At 44.8% G+C, this 16,833-nt stretch carries 14 protein-coding genes; 8 read left to right on the top strand and 6 right to left on the bottom strand.

Going from position 1 to position 16,833, the window contains the following annotated elements; genetic code table 11:
• Positions 1-27 precede the first annotated feature (27 nt).
• Together tmpT and msrA are read right to left on the bottom strand one after the other, a co-directional pair.
• Entirely contained in the window at positions 28-741 is a 714-nt protein-coding gene (gene tmpT, locus ACTXGL_RS12240) for a thiopurine S-methyltransferase (protein WP_443527030.1), read from the bottom strand.
• A gap of 181 nt (positions 742-922) precedes the next feature.
• Entirely contained in the window at positions 923-1,444 is a 522-nt protein-coding gene (msrA, locus tag ACTXGL_RS12235) for a peptide-methionine (S)-S-oxide reductase MsrA (protein WP_319051057.1), read from the bottom strand.
• A gap of 247 nt (positions 1,445-1,691) precedes the next feature.
• Between msrA and cmoA the strand changes: the two genes are divergently transcribed.
• A complete protein-coding gene (gene cmoA, locus ACTXGL_RS12230) occupies positions 1,692-2,489 on the top strand; it encodes a carboxy-S-adenosyl-L-methionine synthase CmoA (protein ID WP_443527029.1) in 798 nt (265 codons plus the stop codon).
• A gap of 50 nt (positions 2,490-2,539) precedes the next feature.
• Positions 2,540-3,574, top strand: a complete 1,035-nt coding sequence (gene cmoB / locus ACTXGL_RS12225; RefSeq protein WP_443527028.1) for a tRNA 5-methoxyuridine(34)/uridine 5-oxyacetic acid(34) synthase CmoB — start codon at positions 2,540-2,542, stop codon at positions 3,572-3,574.
• A gap of 294 nt (positions 3,575-3,868) precedes the next feature.
• Here cmoB and ACTXGL_RS12220 read toward each other — a convergent pair whose 3' ends face one another.
• The gene (locus ACTXGL_RS12220; RefSeq protein ID WP_319051053.1) at positions 3,869-4,087 is read right to left on the bottom strand and encodes a DUF2788 domain-containing protein; all 219 of its coding nucleotides are present in this window, start codon (positions 4,085-4,087) and stop codon (positions 3,869-3,871) included.
• 431 nt (positions 4,088-4,518) lie between these two features.
• On the opposite strand from ACTXGL_RS12220, the gene argS reads away from it, so the two are divergent.
• The 3 genes from argS (at position 4,519) to ACTXGL_RS12205 (ending at position 8,455) form a co-directional block, all read left to right on the top strand.
• A complete protein-coding gene (argS, locus tag ACTXGL_RS12215; protein WP_443527027.1) occupies positions 4,519-6,348 on the top strand; it encodes an arginine--tRNA ligase in 1,830 nt (609 codons plus the stop codon).
• A gap of 87 nt (positions 6,349-6,435) precedes the next feature.
• Positions 6,436-7,236: an SPOR domain-containing protein gene (locus ACTXGL_RS12210; protein WP_319051051.1), complete on the top strand. Its 801-nt coding sequence runs from the start codon at positions 6,436-6,438 to the stop codon at positions 7,234-7,236.
• Positions 7,237-7,360: 124 nt separating this feature from the next.
• Positions 7,361-8,455 carry a PTS transporter subunit IIC gene (locus ACTXGL_RS12205; protein ID WP_443527026.1) on the top strand — a complete coding sequence of 365 codons (1,095 nt, stop codon included), beginning with the start codon at positions 7,361-7,363 and terminating at the stop codon, positions 8,453-8,455.
• 154 nt (positions 8,456-8,609) lie between these two features.
• Here the strand turns inward: ACTXGL_RS12205 and ACTXGL_RS12200 are convergent, their stop codons facing one another.
• From ACTXGL_RS12200 to clpP, 3 genes are all read right to left on the bottom strand, one after another.
• Complete coding sequence (locus tag ACTXGL_RS12200; protein ID WP_443527025.1) at positions 8,610-9,596, bottom strand: SDR family NAD(P)-dependent oxidoreductase; 987 nt, start codon at positions 9,594-9,596, stop codon at positions 8,610-8,612.
• A gap of 340 nt (positions 9,597-9,936) precedes the next feature.
• Complete coding sequence (gene clpX, locus ACTXGL_RS12195; protein ID WP_319051048.1) at positions 9,937-11,211, bottom strand: ATP-dependent protease ATP-binding subunit ClpX; 1,275 nt, start codon at positions 11,209-11,211, stop codon at positions 9,937-9,939.
• A gap of 204 nt (positions 11,212-11,415) precedes the next feature.
• Positions 11,416-12,051, bottom strand: coding sequence for an ATP-dependent Clp endopeptidase proteolytic subunit ClpP (gene clpP / locus ACTXGL_RS12190; protein WP_319051071.1), 636 nt, complete (start codon positions 12,049-12,051; stop codon positions 11,416-11,418).
• A gap of 978 nt (positions 12,052-13,029) precedes the next feature.
• Here clpP and ACTXGL_RS12185 point away from each other — a divergent pair.
• The 3 genes from ACTXGL_RS12185 to ureC all read left to right on the top strand — a co-directional run bounded on the left by ACTXGL_RS12185 (position 13,030) and on the right by ureC (position 16,714).
• The gene (locus ACTXGL_RS12185) at positions 13,030-14,013 is read left to right on the top strand and encodes an urease accessory protein UreD (protein ID WP_443527024.1); all 984 of its coding nucleotides are present in this window, start codon (positions 13,030-13,032) and stop codon (positions 14,011-14,013) included.
• A 159-nt stretch (positions 14,014-14,172) separates the two neighbouring features.
• A complete protein-coding gene (ureA, locus tag ACTXGL_RS12180) occupies positions 14,173-14,475 on the top strand; it encodes an urease subunit gamma (protein WP_443527023.1) in 303 nt (100 codons plus the stop codon).
• Positions 14,476-14,530: 55 nt separating this feature from the next.
• Entirely contained in the window at positions 14,531-16,714 is a 2,184-nt protein-coding gene (gene ureC, locus ACTXGL_RS12175) for an urease subunit alpha (RefSeq protein ID WP_443527022.1), read from the top strand.
• Positions 16,715-16,833 lie beyond the last annotated feature (119 nt).

Here is a 16,833-nt window from a genome sequence, read left to right as displayed (position 1 = left end):
TACTGATTAATCGCTGCGCAAACTGATTTATTTATGACTTAATAGCCAAGCATGCTCTGTGACGAGTAAATTAGGTGTAGACCCTATAACAGTAGGCACATTTGCCAGTTCACATATTTGATAGTGACTGCCATAGTACTGCTGTAGCTGTTCTTCACTGATAGAGAATGGCGGTCCATTTTTCTTGCTTTGATCATAATTCAATGTCATTAAAAGCTGCGGTGCGACATTATTGTCAATGCTATCGACGCTGACAGATTTGTTTACATTACCACTAAGCTGTCGTATCTGCTCACTATATTTTGTTCGCATATCAGCTGGTAGGGCAATTAATGCCGCTTTGTCATATACTGCATCGATAGGACCAACATCTGTAGGGGTAAGCGTAAAAATATCGGCAACCCATAATGTAATAGTTCGCCGCTCTTCACCTTCTATCAGTTGACCTTGATAGCATGTGATAGCTGGATTTTCTACATGTTGAGAGATAGTGTACTGGATATTTTGTTCAACAAAAAAATCCTGCACAGCTGTTTTAACCAGTTCAACACCGACCACATCATATCCTTGAGCAGCTAGCCAAACCATATCAATAGATTTACCACACAGCGGAACAAAAATACGGCTACCCGCCGATAAATCCAAATGTTTGATATATTCAACTAACAATGGATTAGCAGCCGATTGATTAAAACCAATGCGTTTTTCTTGCCAGCGTTTACGCCAAAACTCAGGGTTCATATGTGAGGTCTCTAACAGGATAGTGTATGTGGAAGGAGCGTTTACTATAAATATCAGCTATCGATATAGTAAACAATAATAAAAAGCCAAACACCTATCGTATAAGTGTTTGGCTTAGGTATTTCGCTAGCATCGTGTTAATCTTTTTGAATAATACGATGCTCAATTTCTTTAATTAAAATCAGCTTATCATATACTTGCTAAACTCTTTACGCAATTTTGCCAGCTTTGGTGGTATCGCAAAGTTACAGTAAGCCTGTCCTGGATTGCGATTAAAGAAGTCTTGATGCGCGTCTTCTGCTTGGTAAAATTCAACGGCAGGATGTACTTCTGTGACGACGTTGACGCCCATGTCACGTAGCTTATTGATGGTACGGTCGACCGTTGGCTTCTGATCTTCTTCAGTATAAAAGACCACGCTGCGATACTGACTGCCAACGTCATTGCCCTGACGATCCATCGTGGTGGGATCATGCGTGGCAAAGAAGACGTCGAGGATGACTTCTAGAGGAACAGTCGTCTCATCAAACTCGACTTTGATAACTTCGACGTGACCAGTTGTACCGCTACATACTGCTTCATAATTGGCAGACACTGCATCACCGCCCATATAGCCTGAGACAACAGATTGTACGCCTTTCACGGACAAAAATACCGACTCAGTGCACCAAAAGCAGCCGCCGCCTAATACGATTGTTTGCATAGTTTTTTCCTATTATTATAAATATGGATTAAGCACTGTATTTGGTTGTAATGTTCTCATTTTTCAATGCCTCATTAGTCCTAGCGCTATTTATTCAGCTTAGCAGGCAAGCCAAAGGCAATAAGTAACAAACAGTAATGTTATAATGAGCTTTTGCTATCTCGCTTGTTTATCAACTGACAGTGACAAGCGAAACTATCAAGTAAAATACATCAAGTAACGCCTAATATAAGTTCTATTATCAAAAATGAGTCGCCCCATGAGCCAATCGCAGCCTGCTATCAAACATGACACCCTATTTGACAAACCGTTTACCACGCCGCTGGATAAGGCGGCACGCTTTTCATTCGATGAGCAGGTGGTGGCATGTTTCCCTGACATGATTCGCCGTAGTGTCCCTGGTTATGGTCAAGTTTTAGCGATGCTACCAATATTTGCCCGTCGTCATTGCAAGTATCGTCAGCAGAGCGATAGTGGTCAGCGCGTTAGTCGAATTTATGATTTGGGCTGCTCACTGGGTGCCGCAAGTATGACGCTGGCGGGCGAGTTTGAGCCGCAAGACTTGCAGATTAAGGCGATTGATATTTCGCCTGCGATGACGACCGAAGCCACAACGTTATTAAGTGACAATTATCCTGAGCATGACATCGAAGTGATCACTGCGGATATTCGCGACGTGGAGCTGGAACCCTGCGACATGGTTATTCTGAATTTAACGTTACAGTTTTTGCCAGCAGCCGATAGAGTCGCGATATTAGAGAAGATATATGCGGCATTAAGCGCAGGCGGCATACTGGTATTAACCGAAAAAACCCATGCCTTTGATGAGCAGTATGATGCATGGTTGGTTGAGCGTTATTATGACTTTAAACGTGCCAATGGCTATACCGAGATGGAGATCAGTGGCAAACGTAATGCGCTAGAAAACGTGCTGATTACCGATACGCTAGATGAGCATCATGCGCGGTTAGATCAAGTTGGCTTTCAACGTCATTTGACGTGGTTTCAGTTTTTAAACTTTGTCTCTATTGTGGCGTTTAAATAAACCTTACTTTTAACACAGTTATTTCTTAGTCAATACGGTAACCTGTTTTTATGCTCAACGACACAATCACGCACGCCGAACGCGAATTATATTTAACCTTATTAGAGCTGGCTCAGCAGTATCCAAGCGCTTACGAATGGCTGACGCGACTGCCAACATGGTTAAATGCGATCAAAGATAAAGCCAACTACGCTCATGCGCCTGCTTACCAAGCGTCAGTGGCACGTCTGCCACATTTGACGGTCAATCACGTCGATTTAAATAGTGCTACATTGACGATTGATACAAGTTTGAATCAGTCTCAATATAAACAAACCACCGCATTACTAAAGCAGCTCATGCCGTGGCGTAAAGGGCCGTTTCATATTGGTAATGATGAATCAGGTATTAAGATTGATACGGAATGGCATAGTGATTGGAAATGGCAACGGGTCGCACCGCATTTGAGTAGATTAGATGGTCGCCGCGTATTGGATGTCGGCGGAGGCTCGGGTTATCACGGCTGGCGGATGGCTGGCGCAGGGGCAGATACTGTTATTATTATTGATCCCTCTTGCTTGTTTTATCATCAGTTTATGGCGATTCGTCATTTTGTTGGTGGCGCGGATGCTCATGAGACAGGTCGCTACCGCACGCATTATATTCCTGTACCGCTTGAGGCATTGCCTGAGCACAGTCAGTTATTTGACACCGTGTTTAGCATGGGGGTGCTCTATCATCGTCAGTCACCATTCGAGCATTTACAGCAGCTTAGAGGCCAGCTCGTAAAAGGTGGCGAACTGGTGCTTGAGACGTTGGTCATAGAGGGCGATGCCAATACAGTACTGGTACCACATGATCGCTATGCGCAGATGAATAATGTGTACTTTTTACCGTCAGTGGCGGCATTGACAGGCTGGCTAGAAAAAGCAGGATTTGTCGATGTACGCTGCGTGGATGTCGCCGTCACCTCAACTGAGGAACAACGAAAAACGGAGTGGATGACATACCATTCATTAACAGATTTTTTAGACCCTAACGATGCCGCAAAGACTATCGAGGGCTATCCTGCGCCTATGCGTGCGACTTTGATCGCAAAAAGATAGCAGGTACCGTACTGGACAATACTAGGAAAAATAAGGTATTAGTGACTGTTGGAATTGCGCTGTATGGACGTAGAATGGTCAAACGTTTGCTAAGAGCGAAAAGTCGAGTACGGGAATGTGTCGAGGCTTTGCTGGTGGCGCATGGAATCTGCCAACTTACGTGAGTAAGGTCGTAGAAAATAATAGGAATGCTCACTAGATAGCCGTTTAAGACGAATACCTGATATCTTATTGACCATATTGGTTATGCGCTATATGTGTTTGCTGCATAATCAACACATAAAAAATGACCGTTTACATCAGCCATTTTTTGAAAGCGACTTCCATGACTATCTTAAGTATGAATCCCACAGAGCCTGCCCCTAGTGCCAAAAATATCCAGAATGTACCTGCGCGCCCAGCGTCAGATTTTTTGGAGATATCCCACATAATAAAGAATAAAAAAGCGATGAAAATCGGCAGTAAGACGTACAGTCCCCAACTGGTGACCGTACTGGCAGCAATAGCAAACATGGCGTAATCCTATGAAGTAGTAACGCATCTCCTATATTTTAGAAGAGCCGTACAAACCGCTATTATAACGTGGAAGCAGATAGGTATAAACGACTGCCCAGTGTTGGGCAACAGGAACGCTACAATTGAGCGTGCCATTCGCTGAGTTGCTGTATGTGCGTGATATCAACTTTGCGTCGTTAAGTATAAGCGAGTACGTGACCAATTTTTTATTGTCATCAATTATCAGTCGTAGCTGTCATAACAGTAAGATTTTGGTGCTAATTTTAGTGCAAATGGTGCAATACATCGTAAAGATTGTTATATTTACAGGTTACTTATCTTTTTACGTTATTTTATCCCTGCAATGTCGGTCGCTATTACCATAAACCGTTATTAATCGCTCGTATTTGCACCGCTTTTGTTGTCTATTTAATTGAGTTCAGATCCCTATGTCACAAGCCCAAATTGATACGCTTGCATCCCTATTTAACGATGCGATTCAAACCCTACAAGCAGATGGTACGCTACCAAGTGATTGGCAAAATAACAGCCAAATCACCCGTACTAAAGATCTTAGTCATGGCGATTTTGCCAGTAACATCGCGCTCACTGCGGCAAAGGCTGCCAAAGCCAATCCGCGCCAACTCGCTGAAAAAATTGTCAGCGCGCTGCCTGAGAATCAAGATATCCGTCAAGTAGAAATCGCAGGCCCAGGGTTTATCAACGTATTTCTAAATTCAGAGGCTAAATTTTCAGTACTAGACGATATCTTTAGCTTGCAAGATCGTTTTGGTTTGAGTGACCAGTTTGATGGTCAAAAGGTACAAGTCGAGTTTGTATCCGCGAATCCAACCTCAAGCCTGCATGTCGGTCATGGGCGCGGTGCGGCGTTTGGTATGAGCGTATCTAACCTATTAGAAGCTATCGGTTACGACGTCACGCGCGAGTATTACGTCAATGATGCTGGTCGTCAAATGGACATCTTGGCGACCAGTACCTATTTGCGTTATTTGGCTCTCAATGGTGAGCAAATCACGTTCCCAGTCAATGGCTACCAAGGTGACTATGTCAGCGATATCGCGCAGACACTAAAAATGCAACATGGCGATAGTTACGTACATGATTTTACACAAGTTGCCAAGGACGCACCAGAAGATGCTAAGTTTGAGATCAATGCTGATGGCGAAAAAACGCTCATCTCAGGTGATAAAGAAGCGCATATTGATGGTTTGATTGCGAATAGCAAAGCCTTGCTTGCTGACAGCTATGCGCTATTCTTGAATGCGGCATTGAGTAGTATTTTGGCGGATATCAAAGACGACCTAAATGACTTTGGTGTGAGCTATGAGTGCTGGTTCAGTGAGCGCTCTATCGATAGTGAGATTGAGCCTGTACTTCAGATACTTGATGACAAAGGCTACTTATACGAAAAAGACGGCAATATCTGGTTCAAATCGACTGACTTTGGTGATGAGAAAGACCGCGTAGTGCGCCGTGCCAATGGTCAGTCGACGTACTTTGCTTCTGACATCGCTTATCACAAAAACAAGTTTGATCGCGGTTTTGATAAAGTCATTAACGTGTGGGGCGCTGACCACCATGGTTATGTGCCACGCGTAAAAGCGGCGCTGCTCGCGTTAGGTATTGATGCAGAGCGCCTTGATGTCGTATTGGTTCAGTTTGTAGCGTTATGGCGCGGCAGTGAAAAAGTACAAATGTCTTCACGCTCAGGGCAGTTTGTTACCTTACGCGATCTGCGCGCAGAAGTCGGCAATGATGCGGCGCGTTTTTACTATGTTGCCCGTAAGCCTGAAGTGCATATTGATTTTGATCTGGAGCTTGCCAAATCACAGAGTAAAGACAACCAAGTGTATTACATTCAGTATGCTCATGCGCGCGTCTGCCGCGTATTAGAAAAGCTACAAAGCAATGGTCTTGCGGTAGATGATACCGTTGGTTTAGCGCAGCAAGACCTGCTTAATGCGCCCAATGAAGATGAGCTGATTAAGCTATTGGCAGGCTATCCAGCAACGCTATTACGTGCAGCGACAGGCTATGAACCACACGTCTTGACTAATTATCTAAAAGAGCTTGCTGCATTATTCCACGGCTGGTACGACACCAATCGTATCTTGCCGGTCAGTGTCACATCAGGTGAGACGCCAAGTGCTGACGAGCTGGACTTAATGCAAGCGCGTTTGCGTTTGTCCAAAGCTGTTAGACAAGTATTAGCGAACGGCCTTGGTCTGCTAGGCTTGTCTGCACCCTCTGCTATGTAATAACTTTTTACTACGTGAAATAAGTGTAGACAGCTGATAGCATTAATTCGATGATGATAGTTAAATTCAGTAGGGAGAACGAGATCCATGCTAGCCAAAAAACCCAAAGGCGCAACAGAAAAGCGCAAATCAAGTAGCGTATCAGGCTTATTGTGGATGTTTGTTGGGGCCGTATTGACTCTTATGATAGGGGTGTTTATCTACCTCTCACCATTATTTAACTTTAGCCCCGCGGATAGTAGTGCTGAGAACGATCCTGACAGACAAGTACAGCCACGTGTGGATACTGATACTGATAATGGTGATTATGAGTTCTATGATATTTTGCCCAATCAAGAGATGGCAACCATCCCTGATGAAGATATCGCAGAAATCGATAATGATCAAATAGGGGATATCGACGAGTTCGAACCAGATGTTGTGGTGACTCAACCAGAAGGTACGTCGACCAATGGCGTAGACGGTACTGGTAGCTTTGGTAGTGCCGACAATGCTGCAGGTGATAGTGGTAATGATGCCGCGAACGATGATATTGTAATTGTTGAAGAAGATGCGACTTATGACGGAACGCCGCCAGCTAGTAGTAATCCTACAACTCGAAACAACACTGCAGGAGCAGGTACAGCAAGTATCCAAGCGGCTAAGCCTGCTGCGACTTATATCTTGCAGATCAATAGTTTTAGTGATGCAGATGAAGCAGATCGCCGCCGCGCCCAAGTGCTGATGGCAGGTGTTGATGCTAGAGTAATCAAAAACACCACAGGTAATGGCTTACCGATCTATCAGGTAATCTCGCGTCCGTTAAATAACCGTCAAGCAGTGACAACAGCACAGCAGCGCCTACAAAACAATGGTATTGATTCTATTATCGTTGAACAGCGCCGCTAAACGTGTACGTATCAGGTGAGTCTGTAAAGAAAAAAGCGTCATAATGACGCTTTTTTTATCTCTTTATTTTATCAAACCCTCATAACGATTTTATCCAATTGCAACGTTCACAAAGAGTACGGTTATGGCAGTATCTCACCCAGCGGCACCGCAAGTCGGCATTATCAGAGCATTCTTTCAAAAATATTTTATCGACGCCTTTACTGGTATGGCGTTAGGGCTATTTGTCACGTTGATCGCTGGTCTAATTATCTCTCAAATCGGTGGTTGGTTGGATCTGCCAGCACTGGTCGCTGTCGGCAAGCTTGCTTCGATATTGATGGGGGCAGGTATCGGTGTCGGTATCGCTTACTACCTAAAAGCACCAACGCTTGTGATGCTCAGTTGCCTTGTAGCAGGTATGCTGGGTGCGCATTCTGAGGCATTGATGGCAGGGACGCTATTTACGCCGCAAGAGGTTGGGCCTGCCACCTTTGTGGCATTACCGGGTAATCCAATAGGAGCATATTTGACCTCGGTGTTTGCCTATCGTGCGGGTACGTGGATCGCTGGCAAAACCAAGCTTGATATTTTATTGGTGCCTTTAGTAGTGTGCGGTGTTGCGTTATTGGTTTGTGCGCTACTCAACCCACCCATCGTGGCAGGGGTTGCGGCTATCGGACAGGGTATTCATGCGGCAACTGAATTACAGCCATTACTAATGGGTATTGTCATTGCCGTTGTGGTCGGTATCCTATTAACCTTACCGACATCGAGTGCTGCCATTTGTATCGCGATTGGTCTTGGTGGTTTGGCGGGCGGTGCTGCCGTGGTTGGCTGCGCAGCGCATATGATTGGTTTTGCTGTCGCTAGTTTTAAGGATAATGGCGTTAGCGGTGTGATATCTCAGGGTCTGGGCACCAGTATGCTGCAGATTCCCAATGTACTAAAAAAGCCATTAATTCTACTGCCTGCTGTCATTGCGAGTGCCATCGTAGGTCCTATCGCGACTGTCGGTTTTGAGCTGGCTTGTACCGCGACAGGAGCGGGCATGGGTACGGCTGGTTTGGTCGGGGTGTTCGGAGTCATCGAAGCATCACAAGAAATCATGAGTACAGGTCAGCTGTGGACAGCGATTATTCTATTAATGTTTGTATTACCTGCGGTGATTGCAGGTGTGGTTGCTTATATTATGCGCCGTATGGGCTGGTTGGTTGCTGGAGATATGAAGCTGCCTTAATACTCAAAATGTCGAATTAAGATATTACTGACAGTATCAAAACGCCTTGTGGTCTGCAGTTAACAACTCTCAAAAAGCCCAGCTATTATCGCAGCTGGGCTTTTTGTATACAGGGTCGTGCAACTGTCATGTTACAAAGGATGCTTATAGCCTATTACTCAACTGCTTTGGGCTTCTTATGGCGACGCGGCTTTAGCTTAAGAGAGAGCTGATGAAATTCAGTTAGGATTTGACTGTAGTGCGATGGAAATACCCGCTGAATGGCGTCAATCATTTTGGCATCATTACCAATTAAGCAGCGCTGCTGATTGGTCGCTGCTGCATGCAAAATAATCCAAGCGGCTTCACTGGCATCGAATTTTAAGAACTTATTAAAGCTTCTGATGGCTTTGGGTCCAGTGCTCATGCCAATATCATGGATGCTCTCGTTACCGCGCGCACTATTGGCAATATTGGTCTTGATGCCACCTGGGTGAATACAGGTTGCTGATACCCCGCAGCGCTGGATGTTTAACTCTTGGCGTAAGCTCTCTGTGAAGCCACGTACCGCAAACTTACTAGAGTTATAGGCAGATTGTGACGGCTGCGCTGTCAGCCCAAACAGACTTGAGATATTGATAATATGACCATGCTCCCTCAACTGACTCTGCTGCACACTGTTTTTTATCAAAGGTAAAAAGGCTTTAGTACCATAGACCACGCCCCAAAAGTTGATATTCATTACCCATTCAAGCTCACTGATACTGCTACCTTCAACCGTAGAGTAGAGCGCCACACCTGCGTTATTAAAGATAAAATTCACTTTGCCATGATCGCTCATGACACTATCAGCCCACGTTTCTACAGCTTTATTATCTGATACATCGAGTACAGTCATCGTAATGTTGACATCATAACCGCTGAGTAACTGTTTGGTCTCTGCCAGCTGTTCAGGATTGATATCTGATAGCGCGACATGACAGCCCATTTTTGCTAGATGAATCGCCAGCTCACGTCCCATACCAGACCCTGCGCCCGTGATGGCAGCGACATGATTACGATAATAAGCAGCAATATCAGCATCATCTAGTGAGTCTGTGTGGGAGGAAAATGGCAGGTGCTGGCGCAATGATGTCGCCATAGTAGTCACATGAGTGAGCATAATAAACAGTCCTTTGTATTATTAATAACGAGTATTCGCAGATGCTATAAATATTGGAGTGTAGCAATGGAATAAGGATCGAATCCGACTATCTACATTAGCATGATTCATGATGAGGTCTACTTGCGATTGATAAACGCGGCTGTCATTTTGTGAGAGATGGTCCATTATCTCTAAAATATGATGTCGCTACGTCTTATTACGATATGAAGCCCAATTGAGAGTTTTTCAGATAATTCAGATGATAAATAGGCATAAAAAAAGCGCCTCAGCTTATTTAGCTAGGCGCTTTTTTGAATAGCTCATTACTAATAATGAGTTATCTAAGGCTTGATATACATTAAGCAATTTTAGGGATTTTGCCTTCATTGATAACTTCTGCATCAACCATAACGGTTTTGGCGTTTTCCATAGAAGGCAGCTCGTACATGGTCTCAAGCAAAGCGTTTTCTACGATAGAACGTAGACCGCGCGCGCCAGTTTTACGCTCCATGGCTTTTTTAGCAATGGCATCAAGCGCTTCTTGCGTAAAGCTAATATCAGCCCCTTCCATATCGAACAAGTACTTGTACTGTTTGACCAGTGCGTTCTTAGGTTCAGTCAGGATTTGTACCAGTGCTTCTTCATCAAGCTCTTTTAGTGCCGCAAGTACAGGTAGACGACCGATCAGCTCGGGGATAAGACCAAACTTGATCAAATCCTCTGGCTCAACTTCTTGTAGCAAGTCTGAGCTGCGACGACTGTCATCTTTTGAGCTGACATCAGCGTTAAAGCCGATACCGCCTTTTTCGGTACGCTGCTGAATGACTTTATCCAGTCCAGCAAATGCGCCGCCCACGATGATTAGGATGTTGCTAGTATCAACTTGGATCAGCTCTTGCTGTGGGTGCTTGCGACCACCATGCGGTGGAATCGCAGCAACCGTACCTTCGATAAGCTTTAACAGTGCTTGCTGTACGCCTTCACCTGATACATCACGAGTGATCGATGGATTGTCACCTTTTTTACTGATCTTATCGATCTCATCAATATAGATGATACCTTGCTCAGCTTTTGCCACGTCGTAGTCAGAGGCTTGTAACAGCTTTTGTACGATGTTCTCAACGTCCTCGCCGACATAACCAGCTTCAGTCAAGGTCGTGGCATCAGCCATCGCAAATGGCACATCAAGTAGACGAGCTAACGTTTGGGCTAGCAATGTCTTACCAGAACCCGTTGGGCCTATCAGCAAGATGTTACTTTTCGCCAACTCTACCATAGCGTCATCAGCACCAATTTTGGCTTTTTTGCTGTCATTAGCGAGTGTTTGGCTAACTTTTAGACGTTTGTAATGGTTGTAGACCGCAACAGACAAGGCTTTTTTGGCAGCGTCCTGACCGATGACATACTCATCAAGCTTGGCACGCAGCTCCTTTGGCGTTGGTAGCTTTTTGTTGACCCACGAGGTATCCACGTCACTATCGTCATCACTATATTCTGCGCTATCGGCGATTAGATCCGTACATAGTTCAATACATTCATTACAGATATTGGCATCGTCGGCAGCAATCAGCTGCTGTACATCACTTTTGGCTTTGCCGCAAAACGAACACTGCGGGGTATTATCTTCTGCCATAAAAGGCGCTCCTAAAGTTTAAAACTGGTTAGTCTATTTGCGTCACATCGATGGCTATATTGGTTAAACGCTCATACCTGCTTACTATCTATCAGATATGAGCTATCAGGTATGAGCGACATATTGATCTACCATAATACAAACAGACTATAACTATTTTTATGATTGTACCCTCATTTGAGAGGCATAATACTTATCGGTAGATTACAAAGATTCAGGGCGACGCTCTAATACTTCGTCAACCAATCCGTATTCTTTTGCTTCATCAGCATCTAACCAATAATCACGTTCAACATCTTTTTCGATTTTTTCGATTGGCTGACCGGTACGCTCAGCTAAGATTTTATTTAGACGTGCACGAGTTTTGAGGATTTCACGAGCATTAATTTCGATATCAGTCGCTTGACCTTGCGCACCGCCTGATGGCTGGTGAATCATGACACGCGCATTAGCAAGTGAGTAGCGCTTGCCTTTTTGACCAGCGGCCAATAGGAATGAACCCATGCTGTAAGCACCGCCCATACAAATGGTCGATACTTCAGGTTTGATGAAGTTCATGGTATCAAAAATTGCTAGGCCTGCGCTTACTGAGCCGCCTGGTGAGTTGATATATAAATGGATATCTTTGTCAGGGTTTTCAGCTTCTAAGAATAGTAGCTGTGCGACGATAAGATTTGCCATATTGTCTTCGACCTGTCCGGTCAAAAAGATAACGCGCTCACGTAATAGACGTGAAAAAATATCAAACGAGCGTTCACCGCGTGAGGACTGCTCGACCACCATTGGTACTAAAGCGCTTTGAATGTTTTGCGCGCTTTGTACTTCATTGTGCGCACTCATGAGCATATCAAAATGTGGGTTAGCAGTGATGCGATCATAATCTGTCATAGAGAGGTCCTATCGATAAAAGTATAAAATAAAAATGGTTTGAGTAATTTTATTGTCTAGTAGGTTTTGAACTAATGGATAGTTTATAGGGGGTCTGTGCCCACTATTCAAGCCTATAAAAACGGTTTGTGCACAAAATAGAGGAAAAAATAACTATCCTCTGTTTTTATATTTTCTGTATGAACTAAAAAAGAACTTTTTGATAACAAATATGTGAATAAAGTCAGTAGTGGCTTAAGTGTTTTTTACAGCGTTTTTCACAATGTTTGACTCAAATGATTACTATAGTATTTCGCCTTGATACAGATATCCTGAGTCTCATGCCAGCCTACTTTTAACATAGAATACCTGATTAACAGCATGACAATCTACCTATCTTGCTAAGGCGCGTCTCTAATCCAAACTTTTATCACCATTTTTAAAATAGGGACACGCCCTAGTCAATTTTATGAGTGGGGAAATATCTTTATAGTTTTCCGTTCGACTTTGTAATTAAATATGCCTAGTGTGGCGTGAAGAATGAACAGGATATGCCCAAAGAATAGCAACCATGCATATGACATATCGGTCAATAGCTCTGTTGAAAAATGGTGCATATACTCATTAGAGCGCCATGGTTTGGTGCAAGTATAGCTAACTGTCCATGTATAACGAGTCCCAAAATCGGGTAAGAAAATAGCCAAACTGTTGTTGCTGTTTTCTTAAACGAATACAGGAAACAAAAACCAATGCAAAATCACGGTGTTGGATAGACAGACTGATTTTTACAGCACTAGGCCGATACAAGTTGGCACAATGCTTGTATAAATAGTAGTATTGATGGTTTTTTACGTTATGTGACCTAGTTTTTATGTTGACAGCACTCTAGTTGCAACTGCTAAATAATGATGGTTGTGTAAGACGCTAGATCATATTTGATGAGTATATAAGATGAGTTGGGCTTCCTCCTTAGCATTGAGTTTTGACGCTGTTAAACGTACGACTACCCAAGGCGCATCTATTGATAAGACGCGGCTGTATCACCGAAAGCACACAGGCGCGCTTATGGTACAGCGTGCGCTTTATCCTGAACCGAGTGTACAACAAGGTATTTGTCATATATTGATGCTATATCCACCAGCAGGTATTGCAGGCGGTGATACCCTGACGATAGACTTACGTTTAGATCAGGGCAGCCATGCTGTTATCACTACCCCAGGCGCCGGTAAATGGTACGGCAAGGATAGTAAATTGCCAGCTAATACCGTGACAGACGAGATGGCTACCTATGCCAGTCAGAATGTACAGGCCAAACTTGAAGCAGATACTCGTTTGGAGTGGCTGCCACAAGAGAGCATTATTTATAATGAAGCCAATATGCATGCGACGAGTCGCTTTGATTTAGCGGATTCATCTAGCTTGCTAACCTGGGAGATCAGCGTGTTTGGGCGACAAGCGTATGATGAACAGTTCCTACAAGGGCGTTATCATACTGGCTTACGCATTTACCGAGAAGGTAAAGTCGTCGTTGCTGAACGTGTAGATCAGTCTGCCCAAAGTCGTTGGTTTACCTCAAACTTGGGACTAGCGAGCCATCATATTTATGGGTCGTTTTGGGCAGTGCCAAGTTTGAGTGATGTCCATGATAATCCTACATTGTCTGCCTCTCAGCCAACGCAATCAGACGAGACTGCACAAGCAGCTACCAAACAAGCATTAACGCGCTATCTAGACCACACCATAGCAGCATTACGTCAAGTCATTGCTCAAGCTGAACTGCCCGTCTATTGCACTCATAATAGTCAAGCGGTTAATATCCGTTATATTGGCTCAGATGTGCGCGACTGTTTTGAAGCGTTTTATCAGCTCAGAGAGGCTTTACGTGAGCACTGGTGGCAGCTTGAGCGTTGTCGCCCGCGTATTTGGGACACCTAAGCTTGCATTTACTGTCACCAAAGTTGAAGAATACTGAAGCTAATTACTGAGGCTAATTACTGAGGCTAAGTGGTGCTAAGTCTGTTTTGGGCAGTATATAATGTTGGCCAAACTCTAGCCTGCTATAAATAATAATGACAAATATAACAAGGATCTGCCATGCATCTGACCCCAACAGAAAAAGACAAACTCATGCTGTTTACCGCAGGTATGGTGGCTGAGCGCCGCAAAAATCGCGGTGTTAAGCTGAACTATCCAGAAGCCATCGCTTATATCAGTATGCTACTGATGGAAGGGGCTCGAGATGGTAAGCGAGTTGCTGAATTGATGAGTGAAGGGGCAACCTATCTATCTGCCGATGACGTTATGGAAGGGGTGGCAGAGATGGTCGATGAGGTGCAAATCGAGGCGACATTCCCTGATGGTACCAAACTGGTCACCGTGCATCATCCCATCGTGTAGTTCTGTCTATCACTGTCTACCACCGAAATGATTACTCCAAAATAAGGCGGCTCCCATGCAAGCAGGTGAATACAATATAAAAGATGGCGATATTATCTTAAACCAAGGGCGACAGGTGCAGACCATCAGTGTCAGCAACACTGGGGATAGACCTATCCAAATTGGCTCGCATTATCATTTCTACGAGGTCAATGATGCGCTGAGTTTTGATAGAGAGTCGACCCGCGGATATCGCCTAAATATTATCTCTGGGACAGCAGTTCGTTTTGAGCCAGGACAATCGCGAGAAGTAGAATTGGTGGCCTACGCAGGCAAACAGGAAGTCTACGGTTTTGCGGGTCGCATCATGGGTAATGCACAGCCAAATGAAGAATCAGATACGTCTCATGACAAAGCACCAGTAACCACTTCGCAAAAGCGAGTAAGCCGGCAGATTTATGCTGAGCATTTCGGTCCGACCACTGGTGATAAAGTACGCCTTGCTGACACGGAGCTTTGGTTACAGGTTGAGGCGGACTTGACCAGTCACACAGATATGGATCAAACGCAGACGTCGCAAAGCGATGAGGGTATTAGCAAAACCACAGAGATCAAGGGTGAGGAAGTCAAGTTTGGCGGTGGTAAAGTCATCCGTGATGGTATGGGGCAAGGGCAGTTGTTAGGGGCAGAAGTTGCTGACACAGTGATTACCAACGCATTAGTTGTGGACTATACAGGCATTTATAAAGCCGATATCGGTATTAAAGATGGTCGTATCAGTGCTATTGGTAAAGCGGGCAATCCTGACATTCAGCCTGCCATCGATATCCCTATTGGCGGCGCGACTGAGATCATCGCTGGTGAAGGAAAGATTCTCACTGCAGGGGGCGTTGATAGTCATATTCATTTCATCGCGCCCCAGCAGTGTGAGACGGCGCTGATGTCGGGAGTGACCACGATGCTGGGCGGTGGTACAGGCCCTGCCCAAGGAACACTCGCTACCACCTGTACGCCAGGAGCATATCATATTGCCTCAATGCTAAAATCTACTGATAGTATCCCTATGAATATTGGGCTATTGGGTAAAGGCAATGTGAGTGTTCCCAAACCGATTGCTGAGCAAATCGAAGCAGGGGCGGTCGGACTGAAACTCCATGAGGATTGGGGTACGACGCCGCAAGCTATCGATAATTGTTTGAGCGTCGCTGATGATTATGATGTGCAGGTCGCCATCCATACCGATACGCTAAATGAGAGTGGCTATCTTGAGAGCACGCTAGGCGCATTTAAAAACCGCTGTATTCATACCTTTCATACCGAAGGTGCGGGCGGTGGTCATGCACCCGATATTCTAAAGGCGATTGGCGAGTCGCATGTGCTGCCATCCTCAACCAACCCAACGCGTCCATATACCGTCAACACCATTGATGAGCATCTCGATATGCTGATGGTTTGTCATCATTTAAGTCCTGCTATCGCAGAAGACGTGGCCTTTGCCGAAAGCCGTATTCGTCAAGAAACCATCGCGGCTGAAGACATCTTGCACGATTTGGGTGCGATTTCGATGATGAGTAGTGACTCGCAAGCGATGGGGCGGGTGGGCGAAGTGGTCATTCGTACGTGGCAAACGGCGCATAAAATGAAAGTTCAGCGCGGGCATCTTGCTCCAGATGCGACAGCAGAAACCGAGCACCAAAACCAGCGTATCACGCTGACAGACTACGACCAAAACGTGGACAATGATAACTTCCGTATCAAACGCTATATCGCAAAATACACAATCAATCCTGCGATCACGCATGGTATTAGCGATATGGTCGGCTCAATTGAGGTAGGTAAATGGGCAGATATGGTGCTATGGTCACCTAAATTTTTTGGGGTAAAGCCTGAGTGCATCATCAAAGGTGGTCTCATCGCTGCGGTGCCGATGGGTGATATTAATGCCTCTATTCCTACGCCTCAGCCCGTACATTATCGTCCTATGTTCGCGTCGTATCCAAAATCGGTTGCCCAAACCAGTATTACCTTTATGTCGCAAGCCGCCATCGATAAGCAGGTCGATAAACAGCTTGGATTGACCAAAGTCATTCAGCCTGTACATGGAATCCGTCAAATTCGTAAAAGCGATATGCGCTTTAACAGCTACTGCCCTGATATGGATATCAATCCTGAGACCTATGAGGTGCGCGCTGATGGTAAGACACTTACTTGTGAGCCAGCTGAGGTACTACCCATGGCGCAGCGCTACTTTTTATTTTAGGCCTTATGACGCACGTTTTTAGGATTTTTAAAAGAGCGAACCATAGACCATGTATGCCAATGGTTAGGGGGTGTTTTGAGTGTGATCTTGCCTTCATTGCCAACAATTTTACCATTCAA

Origin of the sequence: Psychrobacter sp. T6-6 (assembly GCF_052258185.1) — a bacterium.
Classification (GTDB): domain Bacteria; phylum Pseudomonadota; class Gammaproteobacteria; order Pseudomonadales; family Moraxellaceae; genus Psychrobacter.
Note: the sequence above shows the minus strand (reverse complement) of the source record. Positions and strands in the feature narration are given on the sequence as shown.

Excerpts from the sequence above, each read along its gene's own strand:
- tmpT (WP_443527030.1), bottom strand. The coding sequence starts at position 741 with ATGAACCCTGAGTTTTGGCGTAAACGCTGGCAAGAAAAACGCATTGGT.
- msrA (WP_319051057.1), bottom strand. The coding sequence starts at position 1,444 with ATGCAAACAATCGTATTAGGCGGCGGCTGCTTTTGGTGCACTGAGTCG.
- cmoA (WP_443527029.1), top strand. The coding sequence starts at position 1,692 with ATGAGTCGCCCCATGAGCCAATCGCAGCCTGCTATCAAACATGACACC.
- cmoB (WP_443527028.1), top strand. The coding sequence starts at position 2,540 with ATGCTCAACGACACAATCACGCACGCCGAACGCGAATTATATTTAACC.
- ACTXGL_RS12220 (WP_319051053.1), bottom strand. The coding sequence starts at position 4,087 with ATGTTTGCTATTGCTGCCAGTACGGTCACCAGTTGGGGACTGTACGTC.
- argS (WP_443527027.1), top strand. The coding sequence starts at position 4,519 with ATGTCACAAGCCCAAATTGATACGCTTGCATCCCTATTTAACGATGCG.
- ACTXGL_RS12210 (WP_319051051.1), top strand. The coding sequence starts at position 6,436 with ATGCTAGCCAAAAAACCCAAAGGCGCAACAGAAAAGCGCAAATCAAGT.
- ACTXGL_RS12205 (WP_443527026.1), top strand. The coding sequence starts at position 7,361 with ATGGCAGTATCTCACCCAGCGGCACCGCAAGTCGGCATTATCAGAGCA.
- ACTXGL_RS12200 (WP_443527025.1), bottom strand. The coding sequence starts at position 9,596 with ATGCTCACTCATGTGACTACTATGGCGACATCATTGCGCCAGCACCTG.
- clpX (WP_319051048.1), bottom strand. The coding sequence starts at position 11,211 with ATGGCAGAAGATAATACCCCGCAGTGTTCGTTTTGCGGCAAAGCCAAA.
- clpP (WP_319051071.1), bottom strand. The coding sequence starts at position 12,051 with ATGAGTGCGCACAATGAAGTACAAAGCGCGCAAAACATTCAAAGCGCT.
- ACTXGL_RS12185 (WP_443527024.1), top strand. The coding sequence starts at position 13,030 with ATGAGTTGGGCTTCCTCCTTAGCATTGAGTTTTGACGCTGTTAAACGT.
- ureA (WP_443527023.1), top strand. The coding sequence starts at position 14,173 with ATGCATCTGACCCCAACAGAAAAAGACAAACTCATGCTGTTTACCGCA.
- ureC (WP_443527022.1), top strand. The coding sequence starts at position 14,531 with ATGCAAGCAGGTGAATACAATATAAAAGATGGCGATATTATCTTAAAC.